Annotated in this window: 4 protein-coding genes; all 4 read right to left on the minus strand. The window is 47.9% G+C overall.

All coding sequences use genetic code 11. From position 1 onward, the window contains the following. Positions 1–1,639, minus strand: a 1,639-nt coding sequence (locus FWJ59_RS07545; protein ID WP_414481340.1) for a ribonuclease J, incomplete at its 3' end; no start/stop codon positions are given. A 169-nt stretch (positions 1,640–1,808) separates the two neighbouring features. Then, positions 1,809–4,235, minus strand: a complete 2,427-nt coding sequence (locus FWJ59_RS07550) for a sugar phosphate nucleotidyltransferase (protein ID WP_414481341.1) — start codon at positions 4,233–4,235, stop codon at positions 1,809–1,811. Between the two features lie 158 nt (positions 4,236–4,393). Beyond that, positions 4,394–4,849 carry a Fur family transcriptional regulator gene (locus tag FWJ59_RS07555; RefSeq protein ID WP_414481342.1) on the minus strand — a complete coding sequence of 152 codons (456 nt, stop codon included), beginning with the start codon at positions 4,847–4,849 and terminating at the stop codon, positions 4,394–4,396. 26 nt (positions 4,850–4,875) lie between these two features. After that, positions 4,876–5,534 (minus strand): GTP-sensing pleiotropic transcriptional regulator CodY (gene codY / locus FWJ59_RS07560; RefSeq protein ID WP_414481343.1); only part of this gene is annotated, 659 nt, incomplete at its 5' end.

Genomic DNA, 5,534 nt, shown 5'->3' on the forward strand with positions numbered 1-5,534 from the left:
GTATCATGGGATTTCTCTTGGTTTTCTCATAGAGAAAATCCCTCAGCTCATCCTTTATATTGGTCTTCAAAGTAGCCCAATCGGTAATGTTCTGCTGCTCGCATCTATCCAGCGTTTCTTTTACCACCTGCCGTGCCTGCTCTATGAGCTCCTCAGATTCCCTCACATAGACAAAGCCTCTAGATATGATATCAGGCCCGGCAATGACGCCACCTGTCTCCCTTGAGATGGTGACCACTACAACGATAAGGCCATCCTGCGACAAGTGCTTCCTGTCGCGCAACACGATATTACCTACATCTCCAACTCCCAGGCCATCCACCAATACCCTTCCTGCGGTGACCGTTCCAGCTACCTTGCAGGAGTTGTGGGTAAGCTCAAGCACAGTACCTATATCCACCAGGAATATGTTCTCTCGAGGCATACCAAGGGACTCAGCCAGCAGGGCATGCTGCTTTAAATGGCGGAATTCGCCATGCACCGGTATGAAGAACTTGGGCTTTACCAGAGTATGTATCAGCTTAAGCTCCTCCTGGCAGGCATGACCCGAAACGTGGACATCCGCCAGAGACTCGTAGATGACATGGGCCCCCCTTTGGAAAAGCTGGTTTATCACCTTATACACCAGCTTTTCATTGCCGGGTATAGGCGTTGCCGATATTATGACCAGGTCTCCAGGTATGATCTCCAGCTTTTTATGCTCAGCAGCGGCCATACGCGTCAAGGCCGACATGGGCTCACCCTGGGTACCGGTGGTGATTATCACCACCTTATCGTTTGGATAGCTGTCAACCTTATCCACATCTATGAGCGTCTTTTTGGGTATATTGAGGTAGCCCAACTCCATGGCAACGGCTACCACGTTGACCATGCTACGGCCCGATATGCATACCTTCCGCCCGAATTTGACAGCCGCGTTGATGATCTGCTGAATCCTATGTATGTTAGAGGCAAAAGTAGCCACTATGATCCTGCCCGGCGCATCGGCAAAGATTGATTCAAAGGTTTGACCCACCGTCTTTTCAGACATGGTATAACCTGGCCTTTCCACATTTGTGCTGTCAGCCAGGAGAGCAAGTACGCCCTTTTTGCCAAGCAAGGCAAACTTGGCCAAATCTATGACTTGTCCATCTATAGGAGTGTAGTCTATCTTAAAATCGCTGGTATGTACTACCACCCCTACCGGAGTATGTATGGCTAGGGCTACCGAATCGGCTATGCTGTGGCTGGTTTTGATAAACTCAACGGTGAAAGCACCCAGCTTTAAGATGTCATTGGCCTTTATCGTCTGAAAAATCGCCTTATTGATGCCGTGTTCCTTCAACTTAATGTCTACCAGCCCTAAGGTTAAGCGGGTACCATAAACAGGGACGTTTAGCTCTCGTAGCACATAGGGCAATGCGCCAATGTGGTCCTCATGTCCATGGGTGAGAATAAATCCCCTTACCTTGTCCTTATTTTTGAGTAAATAGGATATATCGGGTATGACGAGATCGACGCCCAACATATCATCTTCAGGAAAGCTGACCCCACAATCAACTACTATGATATCATTACCGTACTCAAAAACTGTCATATTTTTCCCGATCTCGTTTACCCCACCCAGTGGTATAATTCTAAGTACGTTCTTTAAAGCCACAAATACCCCTTATCCTCCTTCAATCTTTATATTTTTCCCGAACATTGCTATTTATAGTTTCAATTATACAGTATTTACATTGGACGTGCAACTTAAAAAGAGGAAGCCAACTTTCCAAAAAGTCGACTTCCTCTCTATCAGGCTCATCTCTATCAGGCTCATGTTAGCGTCACCGCTTCTTGGCCCAGTTAATCTTATCCTCATAAAACTTGGTCAGTTCTTCAGCATATTCCTCTGATACCCCTTCGCTATAGACCCTACACACCGCTTCCTCCGAATCTGGTAGCACCAGAGCCCAACCGTTCTGGTGCTGCACCTTTACGCCTTCAAATAGTTCAACCACTTTATTGCCTTTTGTCTCTTCCTGTATGAGCCAGCGCATCACCTTGCCCTTCTCCTCCCACGGACACTCTATCACCTTTTCCTTTACATAAAATCTCGGTATGGTGCCGATAAGCTCCGATAATGTCTTGCGCTCTTTTGCCAGAACCTCCAGGAGCTTGAGCAATAAGGCAATGGCATCGGAATACAGCAAAAAGGTTCCGCTGCCGTTCCCTTCCCGCTTTATCACCTCGTTCATCAGCGCATACCGGCTTGTCTTGGTCCGTATGACCTTGCCTTGCATCGATCGTGCCATGGTCTCAATGACGGTAGGCGCTGTATATGGCACTACCACTTCCTTTTTTTCGTTGGCACTTAAGCACAAAATACCTCTTAGCACATCGCATACCTCTCGGGAAACCTTTTTGCCCTTTTCATCATACAGTTCAATCTCTTCGCCGTTGCTGTCCACATAGCATGCCAGGCTATATTGTCCCCTCGCGGCCTTTTCAAGCTCAAGGGGTATATTATCCTTGGCCATAGTAAGCTCACAACCAGCATCATTGAATATGGTCTCAACAATTGATGCCACCAGCCTGCTGGGAGTAGAAAGCAGCACCTTAAAGCCGCCATTCCTTATGGCATCCATATCCACCGCCTTTTCAAGAGCTTTGGTATAAAACAGTGGAATATTGAAGAAACTCTGCACTTTGGGTACCCTATCGGCTGTAATCCTCTGGAAATCCTCCCTCACAAACGCGTTTTCGATCTGGCGTTCAAAGGCTGGCGAAAAGTTGCCCCCGTCCCTGTCGATAAAGTGGATGCCTACATTGCCATCCACCCTACTGTCTTCAAAGATGTGCACCCCTCCAGCCAATCCCAAATAGGGTACCATATACCGCAAGATGGGGGTGGTGAGTATCCCTAAATCCAGCACCTCTACTCCCGAGGACAATAGACCGGATATGATGCCATACTTCAGCATGGTGCTGCCGGAATTATCATCACAGCTTACCGCCACGCGCTTGTTTGGTTTAAGTTCGGCTCCCAGAGCCGCGCCCAGCCGCACTGCAAACCGCGGGTCTAGATCCACGTTGAGCTTTCCCGTTATGCCGTTTTTGCCGAATAAAGTCCTGCACATTCTCGTACCCCATATAACATTGCACTGTACCATAGTGCCGTGCTCGATTACCTTCTCGGGCCATATCTTTACGTCGGGCCTGACGCTAACCCTGGGTTTTAAAGTACAACCATTGCCAATTACCGCTCCTTCGTATATCGATACCCTTTCCCTTATGTCCACTTTGTTGCACACGGCAGCCCCGCGTATTTCAACGCATCTGCTTAAAATATCATAATCCCACAGCACGCTCTTCTTTATGCTGGTGTGGGGCCCTATATCGTTGTAACGCCCGATCACGGTGTAAGGACCGATGTAAGCCCCTTCTCTGATACGGGTGTAGTCCCCGATATAGCAGGGGCCCTCCAGCCTGGCCTCAGGGTGTATATCTACGTTTTCCCCTACCCATATGTTTTCGCCTATTTTATAGCCAGGCATAGGGAATTTAACCTTGCCCGACAGCATATCGTAATGGGCTTGAAGGTAAGTTTGAAGGTTCCCTATATCGCACCAGTATTCATCGGTTATATAGCCGTACATGGGCTTGCCCTTTTCAAGGAGCAAGGGGAACAGGTCCTGGCTGAAGTCAAACTTTTGCCCCGCCTTGAAATAGGTAAGCACCTCGGGCTCTAAAATGTATATCCCGGTATTTACGGTATCGCTGAAGACCTCACTCCAGTTGGGCTTCTCCAGAAAGCGGGTGACAGCCCCATCCTCATCGGTAATCACCACGCCGTATTCCAAAGGCACCTGCACCTTTTTAAGTACAAGAGTGGCTAGGGCCTTTTTCTCCTTATGAAATTTCACTGCCTTGTTTATGTTGATATCGGTCAGGGCATCCCCGCTGACCACGATAAAGGTTTCATCCAAGAATTTTTCTGCATTCTTTACGCTGCCCGCCGTACCCAGCGGGGTTTCTTCCACAAAGTAATGGAGCTTGACTCCAAATGCAGAGCCATCTTGAAAGTAATCCTCTATCACTTGGGGAAGATATTGAAGTGTTATACCTATATCTTTAATGCCGTACTTTTTTAAAAGCTCTATGCTGTAAGTCATAACGGGCCTGGTCATCACTGGCACCATCGGTTTGGGCAAATCACAGGTGAGAGGTCGCAGGCGAGAGCCGGAGCCTCCAGCCATAATAATCCCTTTCACCGTATCATCCTTTCTAGATATTGTCAAGCTGTGTTGTGCAAAGCGTAATTTTAGTATATGTATTAATTAAGTGACTTATTCAAACTATTAAGCCAGAAAATGGCTTTTGCAGCATATGGCCGGCTCCAGCTGCAATCCAAAAATGAAAAAGGCTCCATTTAAACGGAGCCCCTATCCTGCCTGCATCTGGAACAATAGCCAAAAAATTTCACGTTGTGATTTACAATCTTAAACTTGTGCTTTTCTTCGATTTTCTCCTCTAGGGCATCTAACAGGTCCTCCTCTACCTCTATCACCTGGCCACAGCTTAAACACAGCAGGTGATGATGATGGTGATCCTCATTCATGGTGCTCAGCTCATAGCGATTCTTGCCGTCATCGAAGTTGTGCTTATAAAGGATTCCCAGTTCCTCGAACAGGAGCATGGTGCGGTATACCGTAGCCAGACCGATTTCAGGGCATATCTTTTTGACACGGAAGTAAATCTCCTCTGTGCTCATGTGCTTACCCTTGTTGTTCATGATCACCTCAAGGGTAGCCCTGCGTTGCGGAGTCAATTTATATCCCTTTTCTTGGAGAATCTCTTTGATCCTATCCATGCTATCGTTAGACATTAAATTCACTTCTCTCCCAAAGTTATTTATATCTTTTGCAGCTGCGACAAAAATTTCTCATTGAGCACCTTGATATAAGTGCCCTTCATTCCCAGCGACCGGGATTCAATTATTCCGGCGCTTTCCAGCTTCCTCAACGCATTTACTATGACCGAGCGAGTGATTCCCGCCCGGTCGGCTATTCTGCTGGTCACCAGCAGGCCCTCTATACCATCCAGCTCGCTGAATACCTGCTTGACAGCTTCCCGCTCGGAATAGGAAAGGGTGCCTATAGCCATTTCGGCCATCGACCTCTTTCGCATCTCCTCCGCCATATGTTCCATCTTCAAGCGCATTATCTCAAGCCCAACCACGGTGGCGCCGTACTCGGCCAGCACCAGGTCATCATCTACAAATTCTTTGAGCCCAGAACGCCGAAAAATGAGAGTCCCCAACCTCTTGCCCCTGCAGTATATCGGAACAAAGGTGAGGTTTTGCTTCCCTTCTGGGGTATCCTCCACAACATTTGCCATGGTGGTGCCGATCCACAGCAAGTTGTTATTGTAATCAGCCGGAACATATGCTTTCTGGTCAGCGTTGCCACCTGACTGCACAGGTGCACAGCCTATAACACGACCCTCCTCATCCAGCAGCAGTACGCTGCTCTCAAGCAGCTGGCTCAGCATTTCACACAAATAGGACAAAT

The organism is Caldicoprobacter sp. (assembly GCF_047459465.1).
Lineage (GTDB): Bacteria > Bacillota > Clostridia > Caldicoprobacterales > Caldicoprobacteraceae > Caldicoprobacter.

Excerpts from the sequence above, each read along its gene's own strand:
- FWJ59_RS07555 (WP_414481342.1), bottom strand. The coding sequence starts at position 4,849 with ATGTCTAACGATAGCATGGATAGGATCAAAGAGATTCTCCAAGAAAAG.